The sequence below is a fragment of the Catellatospora tritici genome, from assembly GCF_019083965.1.
Lineage (GTDB): Bacteria > Actinomycetota > Actinomycetes > Mycobacteriales > Micromonosporaceae > Catellatospora > Catellatospora tritici.
Map to the genome: position 1 here is coordinate 297,661 of NZ_JAHRCY010000010.1, position 19,539 is coordinate 317,199.

Here is a 19,539-nt window from a genome sequence, read left to right on the forward strand (position 1 = left end):
CAAGTGCCACCACCTTTCAAGGAGATCGCATGCTCACCAAGAGCTTCACGCGCCGCGGCCTGGCCGTGGTGACCGCGGGGCTGCTCGTGGCCGGAATGGCCGCGTGCGGCAACAGCGACACCGGCGACAAGCCGGCCGACGACGGCAAGCTGACCCTGGGCTTCTCGCAGGTCGGCGCCGAGAGCGGCTGGCGTACCGCGAACACGAACTCGATCAAGGAGTCGGCCACGGCCGCCGGGATCGAGCTGAAGTTCGACGACGCGCAGGGCAAGCAGGAGAACCAGATCAAGGCCATCCGCAACTTCATCCAGCAGAAGGTCGACGTCATCGCCTTCTCGCCGGTGGTGGAGTCGGGCTGGGACACCGTGCTCAAGGAGGCCAAGGACGCCGGCATCCCGGTGATCCTGACCGACCGCTCCGTCGACTCGGCCGACAAGTCGCTGTTCAAGACGTTCATCGGCTCGGACTTCGTCAAGGAGGGCAAGCTCGCCGGCGAGTGGCTGGTGGAGCAGAAGAAGGCCGCGACCGGCCCGGTGAACATCGTCGAGCTGCAGGGCACCACCGGTTCGGCTCCGGCCAACGACCGCAAGAAGGGCTTCGGCGACGCGATCGCGGCCAACCCGAACCTGAAGGTCATCGCGTCGCAGACCGGTGACTTCACCCGGGCCGGCGGCAAGGCCGTCATGGAGCAGTTCCTCAAGGCCAACCCGAAGATCGACGTGCTGTTCGCACACAACGACGACATGGGCCTGGGCGCTCTTGAGGCGATCACCGCGGCGGGCAAGGTGCCCGGCAAGGACATCACCATCATCACCATCGACGCGGTCCACGACGGCATGCAGGCGCTGGCGGACGGGAAGTTCAACTTCATCGCCGAGTGCAGCCCGCTGCTCGGGCCCCAGCTGATGGACCTGGTGAAGAAGGTCAAGGCGGGCGAGACCATCCCGACCCGCATCGAGACCCAGGAAGGCACCTTCACCTCGGAGCAGGCCAAGGCCGCGCTGCCGACCCGTAAGTACTGATGGAGCCGGGGCCGCCGCGGACGGTCGCGGCGGCCCCTCATCACTTTGTCGAAGCTCATGAAAGGTCTGGTGGGATGTCGGGTAGGCAGCCGGTCCTGACGATGACCGCGATCAGCAAGTCCTTCCCCGGGGTGCGGGCGCTACAGGGCGTCGACTTCCGCCTGTACTCCGGGGAGATCCACGCTCTGATGGGCGAGAACGGTGCCGGCAAGTCGACCTTGATCAAGGTCCTGACGGGGGTGTACAGCACCGACGGCGGCAGCATCGAGCTGGCCGGTCAGCCGGTGTCGTTCAGCGGCCCCATGCAGGCCTCGGCGCACGGTGTCAGCACCGTGTACCAGGAGGTCAACCTCTGCCCGAACCTCTCGGTCGCGGAGAACATCTTCATCGGGCGTGAGCCGCGCCGCCTCGGCATGATCGACTGGCGCCGGATGCGCCGGGACGCGAAGGCCCAGCTGGCCCGCCTCGAACTCGACATCGACGTGACCGCGCTGCTGGGCACGTACTCGCTGGCGGTGCAGCAGATGGTGGCGATCGCACGCGCCATCGACGTGCGGGCCCGGGTGCTGATCCTCGACGAACCGACGTCCAGCCTGGACGCGGGCGAGGTGGCGCAGCTGTTCCGCATCATGCGCCAGCTGCGCGACGAGGGCATCGCCGTCCTGTTCGTCACCCACTTCCTGGACCAGGTGTACGAGGTCGCCGACCGCATCACCGTGCTGCGCAACGGCGGCCTGGTCGGCGAGTACACCACCGCGGAGCTCCCGCAGCTGGCCCTGGTCGAGAAGATGATCGGCAAGGAGCTCGACGTCCTCGAACGCCTCGACGAGCAGCCCAAGCGCGAGCTGGCGGCGCTGGAGGCGAGCACCCCGTTCGTGGAGGCCGTGGAGCTCGGCCGCAAGGGCTCGGTGGCGCCGTTCCACCTGACCATCCACAAGGGTGAGGTGGTCGGCCTGGCCGGGCTGCTCGGCTCGGGCCGCACCGAGGTGGCGCGGCTGCTGTTCGGCGCCGACCGGGCCGACCACGGTCGCCTGGTCGTCGACGGCAAGCCCGCCTCGATCCGCAACCCGGTGGCCGCGATCGACCGCGACATCGCCTTCTGCTCGGAGAACCGGCGCACTGAAGGCCTGGTCGGCGAGCTGTCGGTGCGCGAGAACATCATCCTGGCGATGCAGGCCGCGCGCGGCTGGACCCGGCCGATCCCGCGCCGCCGCCAGGACGAACTGGTGCGCAAGTACATCGAGGCGCTGAGCATCCGCCCGGCCGACCCCGAGATGCCGGTGCGCAACCTGTCCGGCGGCAACCAGCAGAAGGTGCTGCTGGCCCGCTGGCTGATCACCGAACCGCGGCTGCTCATCCTGGACGAGCCCACCCGCGGCATCGACATCGGTGCCAAGGCCGAGATCCAGAAGCTCGTGGTGCAGCTGTCCGACGGCGGCATGGCGGTGCTGTTCATCTCCGCCGAGCTGGAGGAGGTGCTGCGGCTGAGCCACAAGGTCGCGGTCATGCGCGACCGGCAGCTGGTCGCCCAGCTCGCCAACGACGACACCCTGGACCCCGAGCGGGTCATGCACGCCATCGCGAGTGGAGCCGCGGCATGAGCACATGGAGAAAGGCCGCCGCGCACCGGCTGTTCTGGCCGGTCGTGGCGCTGGTGACCCTGCTGGCGGCCAACATCGCCTACCGGCCGAGCTTCGCGACGGTCGAGATGAAGGATGGGCACCTGTACGGCAGCCTGATCGACATCCTCCGGCTGTCGGCGCCGCTGATCCTGGTGGCGCTGGGCATGACGCTGGTGATCGCCACCGGCGGCATCGACCTGTCGGTCGGCTCGATGTGCGCGATCAGCGGCGCCGTGGCGTGCCTGCACATCAGCAAGCAGGCCGACCAGAACAGCGTCAGCGGGGTGCTCACCGGGCTGGCGCTGGCCCTCGGGCTGGCGCTGGTGCTGGGCGCGTGGAACGGCACGCTGGTGTCGGTGATCGGCATCCAGCCGATCATCGCGACGCTGATCCTGATGGTGGCGGGGCGCGGGCTGGCGCAGCTGATCACCGAGGGCCAGATCATCACCATCAACTCCGACCCGTACAAGGCGATCGGGGTCGGCTACCTGCTCACCCTGCCGCTGGCGATCTACATCGCCGCCGCGGTGGTGGTGCTGATCGCCGTCATCACCCGCCGCTCCGCCCTCGGTCTGATCATCGAATCGGTGGGCGGCAACGCCGAGGCCAGCCGCCTGGCGGGCATCCGCTCACGGCGCATCATGTTCCTGGTCTACGTCGTCAGCGCGGTCTGCGCGGCGGTCGCCGGATTCATGATCACCGCGAACGTGTCCAGCGCCGACGGCAACAGCGCGGGCCTGTGGGTGGAACTCGACGCGATCCTGGCCGTCGTCATCGGCGGCACGTCGCTGGCCGGCGGGCGGTTCTCCTTCGGCGGCACCATCCTCGGCGCGCTGATCATCCAGACCCTGACCACCACGGTGTACGCCATGAACATCTCGCCGCAGACGTCGCTGCTGTTCAAGGCGGTCGTCGTGATCGTGGTCTGCCTCATCCAGGCTCCGGCCTTCCGCGCCGCGCTGGCCCGCCGCCGACCACCGGCGGTCCCCCCGACCGCAGCGGTGCAAGAGCAGAAGGAGCAGGTGGCGGCATGACCACGTCCGAATTGACCGTCGGCCGTCCCTGGTGGCGGATCCCGCAGCGGCACGTGCCGGTGCTGGCCACCCTGGCCCTGCTGCTGGTCATGTACGCCGTCGGCGTCTCGCAGTACCGCGCGTTCTCCAACGTCCAGGTCATCTTCAACGTCTTCATCGACAACGGCTTCCTGCTGGTCGTCGCGGTCGGCATGACGTTCGTGATCCTCACCGGCGGCATCGACCTGTCGGTCGGGTCGGTGGTGGCGATGACCGCGATGGTGTGCGCCTCACTGCTGCGGGCCGGCCTGCCGGCACCGCTGGTGCTGGTGATCGCGCTGCTCATCGGCCCGACGCTCGGGTTCCTGATGGGGGCGGTGATCCACTTCTTCGAGGTACAGCCATTCATCGTGACACTCGCCGGAATGTTCTTCGCCCGCGGCATGTGCACGTTCATCGACAAGTCGTCGATCCCGATCACCGACGAGTTCTGGACCGTGGCGGCCCAGAAGCGGATCGGCGACCCGCGCGGCAACTTCGTCTCCATCAGCGTGCTCATCGCGTTCGCGGTGGTGCTGGTCGCGGCGTTCGTGCTGGCGTACACCCGGCTGGGCCGCAACGTGTACGCCATCGGCGGCAACCCGCAGTCGGCGCTGCTGATGGGCCTGCCGGTGGCGCAGACCCGGATCGCGGTCTACACCATCAGCGGCCTGTGCGCGGCGATCGGCGGCATCCTGCTGTCCTTCTACACCCTGTCGGGCGCCCCGCTGATCGCGGTCGGGATGGAGCTGGACGTCATCGCGGCGGTCGTCATCGGCGGCACCGTGCTCACCGGCGGCTCCGGCTATGTCTTCGGCACCGTGCTGGGCGTGCTGGTGCTCGGCGTGATCCAGACGCTGATCACCTTCGACGGCACCCTCAGTTCCTGGTGGACCAAGATCGTGATCGGTGGCCTGCTGTTCGTGTTCATCCTGCTCCAACGCCTCATCGGCATCCGCAAGAGATAGTCCGTCCGTAGGAAGGCGACGCCCATGTCATCGCAGCCCACCCCCGAGGTCTGGTTCCTCACCGGCAGCCAGGGCCTGTACGGCCCCGAGACGCTGCTGCAGGTGGCCGACCAGTCGCGCGAGATCGCGCGCCGGCTCGACGAGTCGCCGGACATCCCCGCCCGCGTGGTGTGGAAGCCGGTGCTCACCTCCAGCGCGGACATCCTGGCCGTGTGCCGGGACGCCGCGGTGCAGGGCGCCGTCGGGGTCATCGCGTGGATGCACACGTTCAGCCCGGCCAAGATGTGGATCTCCGGGTTGGACGCGCTGCGCACCCCGCTGCTGCACCTGCACACCCAGGCCAACGTGCTGCTGCCCTGGGACGAGATCGACATGGACTTCATGAACCTCAACCAGGCCGCGCACGGCGACCGCGAGTTCGGGTTCGTGCAGACCCGGCTCGGGGTCGCCCGCAAGACCGTGGCCGGGCACGTCAGCGACCCCCGGGTCACCGCCCGCGTCGGGGCGTGGACCCGGGCGGCGCTGGGCTGGTCGGCGATGCGCTCGCTCAAGCTGGCCCGCTTCGGCGACAACATGCGCGACGTGGCGGTGACCGAGGGCGACAAGGTCGAGGCGGAGCTGCGCTTCGGCGTCTCGGTCAACACGTACGGCGTCAACGATCTGGTCGCCGCGGTCGACGCCGTCGCCGACGCCCAGATCGACGCCCTGGTCAAGGAGTACGACGACAGCTACCGCCTCGCCGCGCAACTGCGCGTCGGCGGCGACCGGCACGACTCGCTGCGCTACGCCGCCCGCATCGAGGCGGGGCTGCGCGGCTTCCTGGAGAACGGCGGCTTCCGCGCCTTCACCACCAACTTCGAGGACCTGGGCGGGCTGCGCCAGCTGCCCGGCCTGGCGGTGCAGCGGCTGATGGCCGACGGCTACGGCTTCGGCGGCGAAGGCGACTGGAAGACGTCCGTGCTGGTGCGCACCCTCAAGGCGATGTCGGTCGGCACCAGCGGCGGCACGTCGTTCATGGAGGACTACACCTACGATCTGACCCCCGGCAACGAGCTGGTGCTCGGTGCGCACATGCTGGAGGTCTGCCCGACCATCGCCGCCGACACCCCGACGGTGGAGATCCACCCGCTGGGCATCGGCGGCCGGGAGGACCCGGTCCGGATGGTGTTCGACGCGGCGGCCGGACCGGCCGTGGTGCTGGGCCTGGCCGACATGGGGGAGCGGTTCCGCCTGGTCGCCAACGAGATCGACGTGATCGCCCCGCCGCAGCCGCTGCCGAAGTTGCCCGTGGCTCGTGCGGTGTGGCGGCCGCGCCCGGACCTGCCCGGCTCCGCCGAAGCGTGGATCACCGCGGGCGCCCCGCACCACACCGTGCTGTCGCAGGCGGTCGGGGTCGAGGAGCTGCACGATCTGGCCGAGATGAGCCGCACCGAACTCGTCGTCATCGATGCCGACACCACCCCGCGCCGGTTCGCCGACGAGCTGCGCTGGAACCAGGCCTACTACCGCCTCGCCCGCGGTTTCTGACCGGTAGTGACCGAGGATCTAGGATGGCGGCGAGGGAGGGCGGCATGACTCAGCAGCCGACCGCGCGCGCCGCGGTCATGATCGACGTGGCCCGCCTCGCGGGCGTGTCGCACCAGACCGTGTCCCGGGTCCTCAACAACCACCCGAGCGTGCGCGAGGAGACCCGCGAACGGGTCCTGCGCGCCGTGGCGCAGCTCAACTACCGGCCCAACGCGCTGGCCCGGGGGCTGGCCGGACGGCGTTCCCGCGTCATCGGCGTGGTCAGCTTCGACACCATCCTGTATGGCCCCGCCGCGACCCTGCTCGGCGTCGAGCGGGCGGCGCGGCGGGCCGGATACGGCATCAGCATCGTGGCCCTGGAGCAGCTCGACCGGGCCGGGGTCGCCACGGCCGTGGACGCGCTCACCGAGCAGTCGGTGGCCGGGGTGGTCATCATCGCGCCGCTGATGACGGCAGCCGCCGCCGTGCACAGCCTGCCCACGGGCGTGCCCGCGATCGTGGTCGAGGCCGACGCCGCCGGCGAGCTGCCCACCGTCTCGGTGGATCAGGTCGCCGGGGCCCGGCTGGCCGTGCGGCACCTGCTCGACCTCGGCCACGAGACGGTCTGGCACCTGTCCGGCCCGCGCGACTGGGTCGAGGCCCGCGACCGCGTCGACGGCTGGCGCCAGACCTTGGAAGCCGCCGACCGGCGGGTGCCGCCGGTGATCGTCGGCGACTGGAGCCCCCGCTCGGGGTACGAGGCCGGGCAGCAGCTCGCCTCGCGCCCCGACGTCACCGCGGTCTTCTGCGCCAACGACCAGCAGGCCCTGGGCCTGCTGCGGGCCCTGCACGAGCGCGGCATCCGGGTGCCCGAGGACGTCAGCGTCGTCGGCTTCGACGACATCCCCGAAGCCGAGTACCTGTCCCCACCTCTCACCACGGTCCGCCAGGACTTCGACGAGGTCGGCCGCCGCTGCCTGGCCGCCCTGCTGGAACTGCTCGACGCCGACGAACTCCCGACGACCGTCACCCACCCGCGCGTCGCGCCCACCCTCGTCGTCCGCGCCAGCAGCGCCCCACCCCGCCGCTAGGTAAGGCGCCCCACCCCGCCGCTAGGTAAGGAAGGGCACCTTCTTATTGCTTTCCGTGGTGGAAGGGCCCCTTCTCAACCCAGCTCAGCGGGTGTCGCGGGCGGCGTGCGCCGGTGGCGCGGGTGGCGGCGTGCCGCTTGCGCGCCGACGGCGCGGAGGCGGGAGTCGGCTGCGTCCGCTGGGACCGGCGCGGCGTCGCGGCGGGCTTGCGGGCGGCCACCGGAGGCGCGGCGTTGCGGGCGGCGCGGGCGGTTTCCAGCCGCTCGGCCTTGAGCGCCTGCGCGCTCTCACGCGCCACCACCGCGAGGCGGCGACTCACCCTGGCCAGTGCGTCCTCGAACACCTCCGCCTTGTCACGGTTGCGGGTGTTCTTCTCCCCGGCCTTGCCGCGCCCGCCGACGGTGGACACCTTCGCGGCGCCCTGGCGCCGGTAGAGCCCCGTGTACTTGTTGCGGGCGCGCCGCACCCGCGCGTGCAGGTCCAGCAGTTCGTCCTCGTCCAGCCCGGCCAGCTGGTCCACCGCGGTATCGCGTACCAGGAGGAACTCCGCCTCCGTCAGTGTGTTCTCGACCGCCATCACGACCCCCTCCGCTAAGGCTGCCGCCCAGCCGGAGCCGTCGCGGCCACGTCACCACGCATTCTCCGGCAGCCAGGGCCTCGCCCACAGGCGAAGTCACCCTCGTCGATCAGTGGCGCTTCGGTCAGCAGGTGACGAAGCCGGTGGTCCACTCGTCGCGGCCGAGCTCGTATCCGCTGATCTGGAAGCAGTCGGGCTCGTCGCGGAAGCCGGGCTGGGTACGGCCCCGGGCGACGCGCGCCTCGGCTTCCGCCATGGTCGCGTACACGCCGAGGACCTTGAGGTCGTCCCACTCGTTGTGCTGGGGCACGTCCTCGCCGTCGGCGTAGTGCAGGACCACGCCATCGTCGTCGGGCAGGTGGTGGATGTGCCAGACGAGGTAGACCGTCGGCCGCGTCGTCATGCGCGCAGCCAGGCGCGCCAGGTGGCGGGGGTGACCGGGGCGGCCGGGTGGTCCAGGGCCCAGTTGACGTATCCGGCCCGCAGGCCCACCAGCGGGTCGGGGTGCCCGAGTGCCGCCTCGACGAGCCACCGTACCGACGGCTCGTGCAGGGTCCGCGCGACCTTGACGTAGCCGAGGTCCTCACAGCGGTGCTCGCGCCGTACCGCCGCGTCGACCAGGGCCAGCAGGTCGCCGTGCGTGTCCACGGTCGGCCCGTGCTCGGCCAGGGCGCGCAGGAGCAGCCGCTTGGCGGTCCAGCTCTTGGCGTGCTCGGCCCACTCGGCCGGGAACTCGGTCTCCCAGCGCAGGTAGAGCACGGCGTGGCGGGCGAACGGGGCCAGCTGCGCGGCGGGGGCGTCGCTGGTCATGTAGTGCCAGACCGGAGCGGCGAACATGAGGTCGTACGCGTCGCGCATGGCCGCCGACAGCTGATCGTGCTCGCCCACGCGCTGGTGTACGACGCGAGCCTGCGAGCTCAGCCGTGACCACTCCTCCTGGTACATGCGCTCGGTCTCCAGCGCCGTCTGACGGCGCTGCGGATCGGGGTGCACCACGTCGAAGGTCCACGCGAACCCTGCCAGCTGCTCTGCCTGCATGGCGGCAAAGGTGCCAGCCGCCGAGCCCGACCGACAACCCTCTTCCGGTATGCCCGTGTTGTGCGCCACGCCCGCTTTCACGCACGGAAATCAGCAGATTACGCAGAGTGTTCATTTCGATACTGTTGCCGAAAAGGATTTCATAGACAACCATCAGCGATTACGGACTCCGCTCTCGCCGCACCCGTCCCTGAGAAGGGTGAGAACATGTCCGAAATCTCCCGCCGCGCCGTGCTGCGGGCCGGTGCCGTCGGCGCCGCCGCGACGGCCGTCGGCGGCCTGTCCGCCGGGCAGGCGGCGTACGCCGCGCGCACCGACATCGGTGTCTCGGTGTACCCGTTCCCGCTGTCGGCGGTCACGCTGCTGGCCGGGCCGTTCCTGAGCAACGCCGGGCGCACCCAGAGCTACCTGAGCTTCCTGGACGCCGACCGGCTGCTGCACACGTTCCGGCTCAACTACGGCATCAGCTCCTCGGCCGCGGCCTGCGGCGGCTGGGAGTCGCCGACCACCGAGCTGCGGGGGCACTCGATGGGGCACGTGCTGTCGGCGCTGGCCCAGGCGTACGCCAACACCGGCACCACCAGCTACAAGACCAAGGGTGACTACCTGGTGGCCCAGCTGGCCACCTGCCAGGCCCGTGCCACCACGGCCGGGTTCAACACCGGCTACCTGTCGGCGTACCCGGAGAGCTTCATCGACCGGGTGGAGGCGCGCCAATCGGTGTGGGCGCCGTACTACACCCTTCACAAGATCATGGCGGGTCTGTTGGACCAGCACCTGCTCACCGGCAACGCCCAGGCGCTGACGGTGCTCACCGCGATGGCGTCGTGGACGAAGTTCCGCAACGACCGGCTCACCCTCACCCAGCGGCAGAACATGCTCGACACCGAGTTCGGTGGCATGAACGAGGTGCTGACCAACCTGTACCAGCTCACCGGCGACCCCAACCACCTGGCCGCCGCGCAGCACTTCGACCACGCCGAGGTGTTCGACCCGCTGGCCGCCAACACCGACGCGCTGAACAACTACCACGCCAACACGCAGATCCCGAAGATGATCGGCGCGATCCGGGAGTACCACGCCACCGGCACCACCCGGTACCTCGACATCGCCCGCAACTTCTGGGACATCGTGATCGGGCACCACACGTACGCCATCGGCGGCAACTCCAACGGCGAGTACTTCAAGGCCCCCGACCGGATCGCCTCGGAGCTGTCGGACAGCACCTGCGAGTGCTGCAACGTGTACAACATGCTCAAGCTGTCCCGGCAGCTGTTCTTCACCAACCCCAACCGCGCCGACTACATGGACTACTACGAGAAGGCGCTCTACAACCAGCTGCTCGGCGCGCAGAACCCGAACTCCACGCACGGGTTCCACAGCTACTACATCCCGCTGCGGGCCGGCGGCATCAAGACCTACAGCAACGACTACGACAACTTCACCTGCTGCCACGGCACCGGGATGGAGACCAACACGAAGTACGCCGACAGCATCTACTTCTTCTCCGGCGACAGCCTGTACGTGAACCTGTTCATCGCCTCGCAGCTCAACTGGGCCGCCAAGGGGATCACGGTGCGGCAGGACACCACGTTCCCGGAGGCGGCGTCGAGCAAGCTGACGATCACCGGATCGGGCACGTTCACGCTGAAGGTGCGGGTGCCCGCCTGGGCCACCGGCGCCACGGTCAAGGTGAACGGGACCACACAGACTGGGGTGACGGCCGGGTCGTACACGTCGATCAACCGGGTCTGGGCCTCCGGCGACGTGGTCGACATCAGCCTGCCGATGGCACTGACCCGCGAGTCCACTCCCGACAGCTCGACCACCCAGGCGGTCAAGTACGGCCCGATCGTGCTGGCCGGGGCGTACGGCACCACCAACCTGACCGCCCTGCCCACCCTGACGCCGTCGTCGCTGGCCGCGACCTCGACGCCGCTGCAGTTCACCGCGACCGCCTCCACCGGCGCGGTCACCCTGTTCCCGTTCTACAAGATGCACGGCCAGCGCTACACCGTGTACTGGAACGTCACCACGACCACGCCGCTGCCGCAGTTCGTGGCGCACTGGAAGTTCGACGAGACCTCGGGCACCAGTGCCGCCGACGCCACCGGCAACGGCAAGACGGCCTCGCTGGCCGGGGGAGCGACCTGGGTCGCCGGGCGCACCGGCAACGCGGTCAGCCTCAGCGGCACCTCGCAGTACGTCTCCGCGCCGTCGGGCATCCTGGCCGGGGCCACCGCGTTCAGCGCGGCGACCTGGGTGCGGCTGGACACCGTCGCCAACTGGGCCCGGTTGTTCGACTTCGGCACCGGCACCACCGCCAACATGTTCCTCGTGCCGCGCAGCAGCGCGAACACGGCCCGATTCGCGATCACCAATTCGGGCGCGGGCGGCGAGCAGCAGATCAACGCGCCGTCGGCGCTGCCCACGGGAGTATGGACGCACGTCGCGGTCACCATCGGGGGCGGCGTGGGCATCCTGTACGTCAACGGCGCCGAGGTGGCCCGGAACTCGGCGATGACGCTGACGCCGGGGTCGCTGGGCAGCACCACGCAGAACTGGATCGGGCGCTCGCAGTACAGCGGGGACCCGTACCTGGATGGGGCGGTGGACTCGTTCCGGCTGTACAGCCGGGCGCTGACCGCCAGCGAGGTCGCCAACCTGTACTCCACCGGCCAGTGACCCGGCCCTGACCCGCGCGGAGTGGCCGAACTCTCGGCCACTCCGCACCCGCCCCGCGTGTCGATCACGGTGCCGGGGTGGGGACACGCCGACGAACACGGCCTTAAGTTCATGATCAACGGGGAGAGGGGGTGGGGGCTGTTAACGGGGATGTTTCATTTCTGGGATAGTGTCTCTGTTGTGGGAATGGTTGACGGGGCACCGGATTTGTTGGAAGTGCAGCTCGCGGCGCGGTTGGGGGAGCTGCGGGCGGAGCGGGGATGGTCGTTGGACCAGCTCGCGCGCAAGACGGGGGTGAGCCGGTCGACGCTGTCGCGGCTGGAGCGGGCGGAGATCAGCCCGACGGCTTCGCTGCTGGGCAAGCTGTGCACGGCGTACGGGCGGACGATGTCGCGGCTGCTCGCCGAGGTGGAGGCGGAGCCGTCGCCGGTGGTTCGGGCCGCCGACCAGCCGGTGTGGCACGACGAGGAGTCGGGGTTCGTGCGGCGGTCGGTGTCCCCACCGCACGCGGGGCTGCGCGGTGAGGTCATCGAGGGCACGCTGCGACCCGGCGCGGACATCCCGTACGACGCCCCGCCGGTCAGCGGCCTGGAGCAGCATGTGTGGGTGCTCGACGGCGCGGTCGAGATCACCGTCAACGGGCAGGTGCACGAGCTGGCCGGGGGCGACTGCCTGCGGTTCCGGCTCTGGGGCGGCTCCCGTTTCCGCAACTGCGGCGACCGGCCCGCCCGGTACGCCATCCTCTTCGTCGCGCCCTGAGGAGGCCGCGGATGCATCCGATCACGATCACCCGCCTGTCCGCCGAGCGATTCGACGCGGACCTGCCCGGCCTGGCCGAACTGCTGGCCGACGCCGTCGACGGCGGCGCCTCGCTCGGCTTCCTGTCCCCGTACGCGCCGCCGGCGGCCGCCGGGTGGTGGCGATCGCTGTCGGGCGCGGTCGCCGAGGGCAGTCACCTGGTCTGGGCCGCGTACGACGGCGACCGGGTCGTCGGCACGGTCAGCCTGCTGCCCGGTCGCAAGGACAACGGCCGCCACCGGGCCGAGCTGGTCAAGCTGATCGTGCACCGGCAGGCACGGGGCCGGGGATTGGCCAGACGGCTCATGTCGGCGTTGGAGCTGGAGGCCGAGGCGCGCGGCATCGACCTGCTGCTGCTGGACACCGAGACCGGCAGCGACGCCGAGTACCTCTACCACGCGACCGGCTGGACCGCGTACGGCGTCGTGCCCGACTACGCCGCCGACCCCGGCGGCACCCTGCGCGACTGCACCTTCTTCTACAAGCGGCTCAGCGGGTAGCCGCTGCCGGCGGCTCGGCGGCTGGACCAGGGCGGCGAGGACGGCCAGTGGTTCGGCGCGGACCGTCCGGTCCCGGTCGGTGGACGACCGTCGGGTTCGGCCACGGCAACGGTCATGCCGCCCGCCAGAGCTCGGTGCGCTCGTCCTCGGCGAACTCCCGCCGCGACCAGTCCTGCGTGATCGCGACGGCGGCGTCGAGCAGCAGCCGGTCGGCGCGGCTGCGGGGGGCGAACGTCTTGCGTACCACCAGGTGCGCGTCCTCGGGCGCGGCGCCCAGCAGCGGCAGGAGCAGCAGGAAGCGCCGCAGCCGGGGCAGCACGCCGGACCGGCGCGGCACGGTGACCGCGATCTCCAGCAGGTCGTCCCATGCCAGCAGCGCCGCCGGGCAGCCGTCGGCGAGATCGGCCACGAGGGTGCGGGCCCGACCGGCGCTGAGCCGCTCGATGTGCAGGCCCTTGTCGTCGGGGATGTTGCACCAGTACACGGCGTAGTGGCCGCCCTCGTCGAGGGCGACCCGCAGCACGGGCCACCGCTCGGGGTCGTGCAGCCGCTCGTACATGGCGTCCCAGTCGGCCCCGTCGACCTCCAGCATGGACATGAGCTGACGCTCGTCGTGGAGCATGGCCAGGTAGTGCGTCCAGAACGGGGCCTCGTCGGCCAGTTCGTCGCTGCGGACCAGGGGAAAGTCGGCTCGCGTGAACAGCATGTGCTGAGCCTGCCATGTGGACGTTGCGCCCGGGTGACCCGCCCGGGGTGCGTTGTGCGTAAGCGCGCAATCACCCGTTCAGGGAAGATACATCCGATATTTCACCTGATACCGTGCATTTCGGACCTCTTCCCTTCCCCCGGAAAGGTGCGCGAGTTGACCGACCCGATGTTGCGCGACCTCAAGGAGGTCAGCGACGAGACCCTGTTCGTCCGGCTGATCCGCATCCGGCAACGCTTCCCGACCGATTATTCGGCCGAGGACTACGAGTTCCGGCGCGACACCTGGGAACGCGCCAACCGCGCCGTACGCGAGGAGATCACCAGGCGCGACGCCAAGCCGCCGGCATGGCTGCCCCTGCCCGCCCCGCCCCCCGAACCCGTGCGCGAGCAGGCCCCGGGCAACGGCCGGGCCTGGTTCGTCTTCGCCGTCCTGGCCGGAGTCGTGCTGCTCATCCTGGCCATCGGCCGGGCCTTCGCCGCGCTGACCGTCTCCTGAGAAAACCCCGCGTCCCTTCCCTCCAGGCGGCACCCGTCGCGCGTCCTGTGTGGCGGGAGGACGGGTGACCGAGGATTCGTTCGACGAGTACGTGCGGGTGCGGCTGACGTACCTGACCAGGACGGCGTTCCTGCTGGTCGGCGGCAACACGCACGACGCGGAGGACCTGGTGCAGGCGGCGCTGGCGCGTGCCCTGCCCAGGTGGCGCGACATCGCCGACCACGACGCCTACGTGCGCCGCGCGCTGTACCACCAAGCCGTGTCGCGTTGGCGCGCGCTGCGTGCCCGCGTGCCGGAACTGCTCACCGACGCCCCGCCCGAGCGAGGGCGCGAACCGGCCGACGTCGACACGCGGCTGCTGCTGGCCGAGGCGCTGCGGCGGCTCACCCCGCGCCAGCGCGCGGTGCTGGTGCTGCGCTACTACGAGGACCGCACCGAGGTCGACGCGGCGCGGTTGCTCGGCGTCGGCGTCGGCACGGTGAAGAGCCAGACCCGGCACGCGCTGCGGCGGCTGCGCGAACTGGCCCCCGAGCTGATGGAGCTGCACCATGAGCCTGCGTGACCGGATGACCGACCTGGCCGACTCCGTGCCGGTCAACCCGCTGCCCGCCGGATTCGCGCAGCGGGTGCGTCGCCGCCACCGCACGCGCCGCGTCTGCGCCGCCGGCGCCGTCGTGCTCGCGCTGCTCATCGGGGGGTATGCCCTGAGTCCGGCGCTGCCGCCCGCGCCCGCCACCGGCAAGCCCGCCCGGCAGGACCCGGGCCTGCCCGCGCAGGTGCAGCCGCCGTCACGGTGGACCGCCGACCACCGCGAGGACCCGATCGGCCCGGCCGTGGCGCTGGCGGTCGCCGGCGAGGCGGTGCCCGGATACCCGCGGTGGGGCATCGACCCGTCGCAGACCGTCAACTCGCTGCTGGTCAGCCTCACCGGCCACGCGTACCGGTTGTTGCCGGGCGAGGTGTTCCTGGTGTCGCCGGACGGGCGGGCGGTCACCTTCGCCGACGGGCTGCTGCACGACCTGGCCACCGGCGCCCGGATCGGCACGGTGGACCCGCCGGTGGCCTATTCGGAGAACGGCCGTTTCCTGGTCTTCACCCAGCTGTCCGGCATGGCCTACGTACGCCCGCTGGACACCCCGGATGCGGCGGGGCAGTGGCGGGTCGCGACCGCGTCCGACGGCAGGTCGCCGTACCTGTTCGCGGCATCCCCGGACGGGCTGAGGCTGGCCGCCGGATACGGCGACGGCGGTGTCGCCGTGTTCCAGCGCGACGACGCGTCCGAGGAGTACTACGGGTCGCTGGACGGGCGGCTCGGTTGGCGCCGTACTCACGACCGGACGCTGCTCGCGGGCTCGGCGGCCTGGACGCCGAGCGGGCGGGTCGCGGTGTGGCGGTGGGCGCAGAGCGGTTCGTGCGACAACGATCCACGCCGCCGGGGCTGGTCCGGCCGGCCCGCGCCGTGCCCGGTCTCCCTCGGTCTGCTGGACGCCGCCACCGGCGAGCAGGTCAGCGGTCCGGCCTACCCGCTGCTCGACGGGGGAGACTGGGAGGTGGTCGGCTGGCGCGGCGACAGCGCGTACGCGACCGTCAGCCGCGGACCGGACGGCGCGCGGCACGTGGACCTGGTCCGTCTCGATCCCGGCGCGGCCGGACCGGTCACGCTGGTGACCACTCCGCCGGGTACGTACCGGCTGCTGGTGGCCACCGACTACCTGGACCGGATCCGCCCGGCGGGTGCCCCGGAGTCCGGCTTCAACGGGCGCATGGCGTGGGGCTGGGCGGCGCGGGCGCTGGTGCTCTGCGGCATCCCGCTGCTGCTGGTGGCACTACCCGTCTGGCTGCTGCGGTGGCGGCGACGCCGCCGCGCGGCGGCGCGATGAGGCGTGCCGCTCAGGGCCGTCCGCCGTGCACGACGAAGTCCGCGAACGACTGCCAGGCGGGATCGGCGGTGACGTCCTCCGGCAGGTGGTACATCTCCTTCGTGGGCGGCAGAGGGTTTACGGCCAGCTGGATGTACTGGTCGTCGCGCCGCTGCCAGTAGCTCACGTGCGACGGCTCGAACGGCCCGCACCATACGACGCCCGGTCGCTGCCAGGCCGGTGGCACGCACCGGTAGCCGGCCTGCCGCAGCGCCTCGGTGATCTTGTCTTACAGGGCCTGCGGCGGTGCGGCGGACGCGTAGACCCGGTACAGGGAGACGCAGTCGTCCAGGCACATCCGGTTACCCGAAGACGCCTTCTTGGCCAGGAGCACGTCGGTCGGCATGGCCACGCCGTCGAGGGCGTCGCGCTTGCGCGGCGGCCGTGCCGGCGGGGGTCGGCCGTCACCGACCATCATCGATACGGCGGTATGTCCGCAGTGTCGTCAGCCGAGTGGCGGACTCCCCCGACCGGCTCTCGGCGGCCGGGGGAGTCCGCGTTCTCGGTTACTGGAAGCGGGTGCCGGTGCCCACGTAGGACTCCGGCGCGTACACGGTGGTCGGGGCGACGGCGCTGCTGAACCCGGTCAGCGCGCCGACCGGGGCGATCGGCAGCGCCAGCACGCAGGCGGTCTGGTCGACCGTGGCCGTCGCGCCGGTGGAGTGCGACGACACGAACTCGGCGTCGCTGAGGGTCAGCACCAGGCCGAGCCGGTGCCCGGCCGGGATGATCTGGTCCAGCGGCCGCAGCTTCCAGGTGATGGTGTAGTAGGTGCTGGTCGACATGTTGGTGGGGCTGGTCAGCGAGTCGCGGTGCGCCCCGTCCATCCAGCCGCGGGCCAGCACCTGGTAGCTGGCCGAGGCCACCGTCTTGGCGGTGTCCTTGTAACAGGCGTCGTCGGTGCTGGACGACGAGCCCCAGCACGTCTGCGTGGTCAGCGTGCTGATGCCCTCGCCGGAGCTGCGGTAGTTGACCCGGGTCGCGGTGCCGTAGTCGACCAGGCGCGCCGACAGGGTGGTGGTGGACTTGCTCGACCTCACCCGCAGGGTGATCGTCGGGGTGCCGGAGATGCGCAGGTCGGAGGCGAGCACCGCGGTCTGGTACACCTTGCGGCCGGTGCGGGCGGTGGTGGGGGAGCTGACCGCATTGGCCTCGGTCAGCGATGCCGAGTCGGTCAGCGACAGCGAGCCGGAACCGGTGCCGGTGGCCAGCGTCGCCGGGTCGCCGGTGCCCTGCAGCACGTAGTTGACGGTCGAGGTGCCGGTCGGCGGCCACTGGGCGCTGGTCTGCCACACGTCGGCGGCGCGCTCGACGTCGGCCTGCGGCTCGGTCATGATCCCGTTGTCGATGCCCAGCAGCCAGTAGTCGAACCAGCGGTGCAGCGTGTCGACCCAGGCCGAGCGGCGGAAGTCGAACGGGTCGACGTGGCCCTCCTGCGAGAGCCAGATCTTGCGCGGCACGTTGTTGGCGGCCAGCGCGCTCCACCACTGTCCGAAGTGCACCCCCTGCACGTTCAGGTCGTTCTGCCCGTGTACGACGAAGACGCTGGCGCGGACCTTGTTCGCGTTCGGGACGAAGTTGCGGGCGGCCCAGAACGAGTTGTAGTTGCCGGTGCTGGCGTCGGCGCCGGTGCTCAGCGCGTTGGAGACGCTGGTGCAGGTGCCCGACGGGCGGGCGTTGACCAGCGAGTGCAGGCTGGGCACCGAGCTGACCTTGGGGTTGACCAGGCCGTTGACCCGGTTGTAGTCGTACCAGCTGGAGATGGCCGAGATGGGCACGATGGTGGCCAGGCCGTCGACGCCGGTGGCGGCCACGCCGTTGGCGATGGTGCCGTCCCACGACTTGCCGATCATGCCGACCTTGCCGGTGCTCCAGCTCGCGGTGACCACGGTGCCGCTGGCGGTGCGCCCGGTGGCGCGGCCGTTGAGCCAGTCGATGACCGCCTTGGCGCCGGCGACCTCCTCGGCGCCCCCGACGTCCTCGCAGCCCTTGGACTTGCTGGTGCCGGGCAGGTCGGCGGCGATGAAGGCGTAGCCGCGCGGCACGAAGTAGTTGTCGTAGTAGAGCGGGAACTTGGTGACGGTGCCGTCGGTGGCGTAGGCCTTCTTCTCCGACTCGTTGCCGCGGCCGCAGCACTGGTAGTAAGGCGAGGCGTCCATGATGACCGGGATCTTGATCCCGGCGGTGGCGGCCTCGCGGGGGCGGATGATGTCCGCGACGACCTTGTCGACCACGCCGTCGCCGTCGTTGTCGAGGGGCGTGTCGATGTAGACGGCTTCCCGGATGGCGTTGGCGTAGTCGTACACCGGGTCGCTGAGCAGCTGGGCGGCGGCGTTCGGGGCGGCGGAGGCGGCGGGCGGTACGGCCAGGGTGGCGGCGGCGATCGCCAGTGCCAGCCCGGCCGTGAGGCGGCTTCTGAGAGACATGGCGCATCGTGGCATGGCGAAGCGTCGATGTAAATAGGATGATCTCGATGGAGAGCGTAGTTGCGGAACCGGTCCCGGCCGACGGCCACGTGCACACCGAGTGGTCCTGGGACGCCCCGACCGGATCGATGCGACGTTCCTGCGTACGAGCCCGCGAACTGGGCCTGCCCGCGGTGGTCTTCGCCGACCACGCGGACTTCACGCCGTGGACGACCGCGCCGGACGGCCGGCGCCGGGTGGTCGGCGGCCACGCCGCGAGCGGACTGCTCGACGTCGAGGGCTACCTGGACGAGGTGCGGTGGTGCCGCGAACACTTTCCCGACCTGCGCATCCTGACCGGGGTGGAGCTGGGCGAGCCGCACCTGTTCCCGGCCGAGGTCAGCCGGGTGCTGCGCGAGGGCGGCTTCGACCGGATCGTCGGGTCGGTGCACTGCCTGCCCGAAGGCGACGAACTGGTGTACTCCCCGCTGCTGATGGACGGCGACCCGCTGGCGGTGGTGCGCCGCCACCTGGCCGAGACCGCGCGGATGGTCGTCGAGTGCGACGTCTTCGAGGTGCTGGCGCACCTGGATCTGCCGGTGCTGTTCTGGCCCCCCGACCGGCCGCCGTTCGACCCGTACTCCCTGCGTGACGAGTACGCGGCGGTGCTGGAACCGCTGGCGGGCGGCGGCCGGGTGCTGGAGGTGAACACGGCCGGGCCGTGGCCGGCGCCGCCGGTGCTGCGCTGGTGGCGCGACCACGGCGGCACCGCGGTGAGCTTCGGCAGTGACGCGCATGACCCCGCTGACCTGGGACGGGGTTTCCCGGCGGCGATGGCCTGGGCGCGCGCGTCCGGGTTCCGCCCCGGCCGCGCCCCGGCCGACCACTGGGTGCGCGACTGACGCCGAGGCCGCCCGCGAGACGGAACCGATTCCGAGGCCGTGACCTGCGCAAACGTCTCTACTTTGACCCTGCGGTCAAGGAAAGGGGGGTGTGACCCGCACTTATCCGAACCGGCCAAGATCGCGGGTATCCGGCGGCGTGACCCCGAATGCCTTGCCGGGCTGGTGGGGCGGCTTGCACAGGTTGTGCAACGGGAGTACGTGAGAAATGATCGGGAGCGTCCTGCGAGAATGCTTCCTCGTCCCTGTC

20 protein-coding genes are annotated in these 19,539 nt (G+C 70.8%); 13 read left to right on the forward strand and 7 right to left on the reverse strand.

The features are described from left to right. Positions 1–29 precede the first annotated feature (29 nt). The 6 genes from KUA19_RS23965 to KUA19_RS23990 all read left to right on the forward strand — a co-directional run bounded on the left by KUA19_RS23965 (position 30) and on the right by KUA19_RS23990 (position 7,261). A complete protein-coding gene (locus KUA19_RS23965; RefSeq protein ID WP_217399155.1) occupies positions 30–1,022 on the forward strand; it encodes an ABC transporter substrate-binding protein in 993 nt (330 codons plus the stop codon). A gap of 74 nt (positions 1,023–1,096) precedes the next feature. Beyond that, the gene (locus KUA19_RS23970; protein WP_217399157.1) at positions 1,097–2,623 is read left to right on the forward strand and encodes a sugar ABC transporter ATP-binding protein; all 1,527 of its coding nucleotides are present in this window, start codon (positions 1,097–1,099) and stop codon (positions 2,621–2,623) included. Next, positions 2,620–3,678 carry an ABC transporter permease gene (locus KUA19_RS23975; protein WP_217399159.1) on the forward strand — a complete coding sequence of 353 codons (1,059 nt, stop codon included), beginning with the start codon at positions 2,620–2,622 and terminating at the stop codon, positions 3,676–3,678. Before KUA19_RS23970 ends, KUA19_RS23975 begins: the two co-directional genes overlap by 4 nt. Beyond that, positions 3,675–4,664 carry a galactofuranose ABC transporter, permease protein YjfF gene (gene yjfF, locus KUA19_RS23980; protein ID WP_217399161.1) on the forward strand — a complete coding sequence of 330 codons (990 nt, stop codon included), beginning with the start codon at positions 3,675–3,677 and terminating at the stop codon, positions 4,662–4,664. The genes KUA19_RS23975 and yjfF overlap by 4 nt, the downstream gene beginning before the upstream one ends. Before the next feature lie 24 nt (positions 4,665–4,688). Continuing rightward, complete coding sequence (gene araA, locus KUA19_RS23985; RefSeq protein ID WP_217399163.1) at positions 4,689–6,191, forward strand: L-arabinose isomerase; 1,503 nt, start codon at positions 4,689–4,691, stop codon at positions 6,189–6,191. A gap of 44 nt (positions 6,192–6,235) precedes the next feature. Further along, positions 6,236–7,261, forward strand: a complete 1,026-nt coding sequence (locus KUA19_RS23990) for a LacI family DNA-binding transcriptional regulator (protein ID WP_217399165.1) — start codon at positions 6,236–6,238, stop codon at positions 7,259–7,261. A gap of 43 nt (positions 7,262–7,304) precedes the next feature. Here the strand turns inward: KUA19_RS23990 and KUA19_RS23995 are convergent, their stop codons facing one another. From KUA19_RS23995 to KUA19_RS24005, 3 genes are all read right to left on the reverse strand, one after another. Further along, positions 7,305–7,838, reverse strand: a complete 534-nt coding sequence (locus tag KUA19_RS23995; protein WP_254549969.1) for a hypothetical protein — start codon at positions 7,836–7,838, stop codon at positions 7,305–7,307. A 124-nt stretch (positions 7,839–7,962) separates the two neighbouring features. Then, positions 7,963–8,241 (reverse strand): DUF7336 domain-containing protein, encoded by a 279-nt coding sequence (locus KUA19_RS24000; RefSeq protein WP_217399169.1) that lies wholly within the window; start codon positions 8,239–8,241, stop codon positions 7,963–7,965. Beyond that, positions 8,238–8,876 carry a hypothetical protein gene (locus tag KUA19_RS24005; protein WP_217399171.1) on the reverse strand — a complete coding sequence of 213 codons (639 nt, stop codon included), beginning with the start codon at positions 8,874–8,876 and terminating at the stop codon, positions 8,238–8,240. Before KUA19_RS24005 ends, KUA19_RS24000 begins: the two co-directional genes overlap by 4 nt. Positions 8,877–9,083: 207 nt before the next feature. Between KUA19_RS24005 and KUA19_RS24010 the strand changes: the two genes are divergently transcribed. The 3 genes from KUA19_RS24010 (at position 9,084) to KUA19_RS24020 (ending at position 12,859) form a co-directional block, all read left to right on the forward strand. Continuing rightward, the gene (locus tag KUA19_RS24010; RefSeq protein ID WP_217399173.1) at positions 9,084–11,561 is read left to right on the forward strand and encodes a glycoside hydrolase family 127 protein; all 2,478 of its coding nucleotides are present in this window, start codon (positions 9,084–9,086) and stop codon (positions 11,559–11,561) included. A gap of 186 nt (positions 11,562–11,747) precedes the next feature. Continuing rightward, positions 11,748–12,320: a helix-turn-helix domain-containing protein gene (locus KUA19_RS24015; RefSeq protein ID WP_302563207.1), complete on the forward strand. Its 573-nt coding sequence runs from the start codon at positions 11,748–11,750 to the stop codon at positions 12,318–12,320. Positions 12,321–12,331: 11 nt separating this feature from the next. Further along, positions 12,332–12,859, forward strand: a complete 528-nt coding sequence (locus KUA19_RS24020; protein WP_217399177.1) for a GNAT family N-acetyltransferase — start codon at positions 12,332–12,334, stop codon at positions 12,857–12,859. A gap of 112 nt (positions 12,860–12,971) precedes the next feature. Here the strand turns inward: KUA19_RS24020 and KUA19_RS24025 are convergent, their stop codons facing one another. Continuing rightward, a complete protein-coding gene (locus KUA19_RS24025; protein ID WP_217399179.1) occupies positions 12,972–13,565 on the reverse strand; it encodes a hypothetical protein in 594 nt (197 codons plus the stop codon). A 156-nt stretch (positions 13,566–13,721) separates the two neighbouring features. Between KUA19_RS24025 and KUA19_RS24030 the strand changes: the two genes are divergently transcribed. The 3 genes from KUA19_RS24030 (at position 13,722) to KUA19_RS24040 (ending at position 15,943) form a co-directional block, all read left to right on the forward strand. Next, a complete protein-coding gene (locus KUA19_RS24030; protein WP_217399181.1) occupies positions 13,722–14,063 on the forward strand; it encodes a hypothetical protein in 342 nt (113 codons plus the stop codon). 64 nt (positions 14,064–14,127) lie between these two features. After that, entirely contained in the window at positions 14,128–14,625 is a 498-nt protein-coding gene (locus tag KUA19_RS24035; RefSeq protein ID WP_217399183.1) for a SigE family RNA polymerase sigma factor, read from the forward strand. After that, positions 14,612–15,943, forward strand: a complete 1,332-nt coding sequence (locus KUA19_RS24040) for a WD40 repeat domain-containing protein (protein ID WP_217399185.1) — start codon at positions 14,612–14,614, stop codon at positions 15,941–15,943. The genes KUA19_RS24035 and KUA19_RS24040 overlap by 14 nt, the downstream gene beginning before the upstream one ends. A gap of 10 nt (positions 15,944–15,953) precedes the next feature. Here KUA19_RS24040 and KUA19_RS24045 read toward each other — a convergent pair whose 3' ends face one another. From KUA19_RS24045 to KUA19_RS24055, 3 genes are all read right to left on the reverse strand, one after another. Then, positions 15,954–16,109 carry a hypothetical protein gene (locus KUA19_RS24045; RefSeq protein WP_217399187.1) on the reverse strand — a complete coding sequence of 52 codons (156 nt, stop codon included), beginning with the start codon at positions 16,107–16,109 and terminating at the stop codon, positions 15,954–15,956. A 102-nt stretch (positions 16,110–16,211) separates the two neighbouring features. Then, the gene (locus tag KUA19_RS24050) at positions 16,212–16,400 is read right to left on the reverse strand and encodes a hypothetical protein (RefSeq protein ID WP_217399189.1); all 189 of its coding nucleotides are present in this window, start codon (positions 16,398–16,400) and stop codon (positions 16,212–16,214) included. 88 nt (positions 16,401–16,488) lie between these two features. After that, entirely contained in the window at positions 16,489–18,408 is a 1,920-nt protein-coding gene (locus KUA19_RS24055; RefSeq protein WP_217399191.1) for a Xaa-Pro dipeptidyl-peptidase, read from the reverse strand. 47 nt (positions 18,409–18,455) lie between these two features. Here KUA19_RS24055 and KUA19_RS24060 point away from each other — a divergent pair, with 47 nt between their 5' ends. Beyond that, positions 18,456–19,289: a PHP domain-containing protein gene (locus tag KUA19_RS24060; RefSeq protein WP_254549971.1), complete on the forward strand. Its 834-nt coding sequence runs from the start codon at positions 18,456–18,458 to the stop codon at positions 19,287–19,289. The last annotated feature ends 250 nt before the right edge of the window (positions 19,290–19,539 follow it).

Bases quoted from the DNA above. Each gene is read 5' to 3' on its own strand.
- KUA19_RS24050 (WP_217399189.1), bottom strand. From the start codon at position 16,400: ATGATGGTCGGTGACGGCCGACCCCCGCCGGCACGGCCGCCGCGCAAG.
- KUA19_RS24015 (WP_302563207.1), top strand. From the start codon at position 11,748: ATGGTTGACGGGGCACCGGATTTGTTGGAAGTGCAGCTCGCGGCGCGG.
- KUA19_RS23965 (WP_217399155.1), top strand. From the start codon at position 30: ATGCTCACCAAGAGCTTCACGCGCCGCGGCCTGGCCGTGGTGACCGCG.
- KUA19_RS24040 (WP_217399185.1), top strand. From the start codon at position 14,612: ATGAGCCTGCGTGACCGGATGACCGACCTGGCCGACTCCGTGCCGGTC.
- KUA19_RS24055 (WP_217399191.1), bottom strand. From the start codon at position 18,408: ATGTCTCTCAGAAGCCGCCTCACGGCCGGGCTGGCACTGGCGATCGCC.
- KUA19_RS24020 (WP_217399177.1), top strand. From the start codon at position 12,332: ATGCATCCGATCACGATCACCCGCCTGTCCGCCGAGCGATTCGACGCG.
- KUA19_RS24000 (WP_217399169.1), bottom strand. From the start codon at position 8,241: ATGACGACGCGGCCGACGGTCTACCTCGTCTGGCACATCCACCACCTG.
- KUA19_RS23995 (WP_254549969.1), bottom strand. From the start codon at position 7,838: ATGGCGGTCGAGAACACACTGACGGAGGCGGAGTTCCTCCTGGTACGC.
- araA (WP_217399163.1), top strand. From the start codon at position 4,689: ATGTCATCGCAGCCCACCCCCGAGGTCTGGTTCCTCACCGGCAGCCAG.
- KUA19_RS24025 (WP_217399179.1), bottom strand. From the start codon at position 13,565: ATGCTGTTCACGCGAGCCGACTTTCCCCTGGTCCGCAGCGACGAACTG.
- KUA19_RS23975 (WP_217399159.1), top strand. From the start codon at position 2,620: ATGAGCACATGGAGAAAGGCCGCCGCGCACCGGCTGTTCTGGCCGGTC.
- KUA19_RS24060 (WP_254549971.1), top strand. From the start codon at position 18,456: ATGGAGAGCGTAGTTGCGGAACCGGTCCCGGCCGACGGCCACGTGCAC.
- KUA19_RS23990 (WP_217399165.1), top strand. From the start codon at position 6,236: ATGACTCAGCAGCCGACCGCGCGCGCCGCGGTCATGATCGACGTGGCC.
- KUA19_RS24005 (WP_217399171.1), bottom strand. From the start codon at position 8,876: ATGCAGGCAGAGCAGCTGGCAGGGTTCGCGTGGACCTTCGACGTGGTG.
- KUA19_RS24010 (WP_217399173.1), top strand. From the start codon at position 9,084: ATGTCCGAAATCTCCCGCCGCGCCGTGCTGCGGGCCGGTGCCGTCGGC.
- KUA19_RS23970 (WP_217399157.1), top strand. From the start codon at position 1,097: ATGTCGGGTAGGCAGCCGGTCCTGACGATGACCGCGATCAGCAAGTCC.
- yjfF (WP_217399161.1), top strand. From the start codon at position 3,675: ATGACCACGTCCGAATTGACCGTCGGCCGTCCCTGGTGGCGGATCCCG.